This window comes from Limosilactobacillus coleohominis (assembly GCF_016901675.1).
GTDB lineage: Bacteria > Bacillota > Bacilli > Lactobacillales > Lactobacillaceae > Limosilactobacillus > Limosilactobacillus intestinavium.
Map to the genome: position 1 here is coordinate 1 of NZ_JACJKU010000184.1, position 503 is coordinate 503.

Genomic DNA, 503 nt, shown 5'->3' on the forward strand with positions numbered 1-503 from the left:
AACCCATAGCGGGGTAGAATTAGTTTAACGACCAAGTCAAATAATTCGAGGTAACCCGTTATGAGCTATATCCATCTTACTATAAAAGAACGAGAAATGCTTATGTTTTTACAAGCTAAGGGGTTATCTGTCCGTGCAATTGCGCTTCGCTTGGGACGCAGCCCCAGTACCATTTCTCGAGAATTAAAACGCTGTTCTGGAAATTATTCAGCCAGTGACGATGAACGTTACTACCACAAGAAACGGCAAAACTGTCATAAGCCTCTGCTATTAGACCTTCATCCTCAGTTATGTCAAAAAATTGCTCACTATATTTTAGAGTTACATTGGTCTCCTGAACAAATCGCTTCGCGATTTATAAAAGAAGGCCAATGGTGTGTGAGTTATAACACCATCTACCGACACATCTATAAGCATAATTTGGGTGAGAAGTTCTCGTCACACGGTGATACGGGAATTAAAAGACATTTAAGACATAAACACCGTACACGTCATCCTAAAAA

The 503-nt window shown here is 40.0% G+C and carries 1 protein-coding gene; it reads left to right on the plus strand.

The window, feature by feature from the left end; translation table 11 throughout:
* Positions 1–60: 60 nt before the first annotated feature.
* Positions 61–503: helix-turn-helix domain-containing protein (locus H5975_RS08435; RefSeq protein ID WP_204785637.1), on the plus strand; the 443-nt coding region annotated here is incomplete at its 3' end.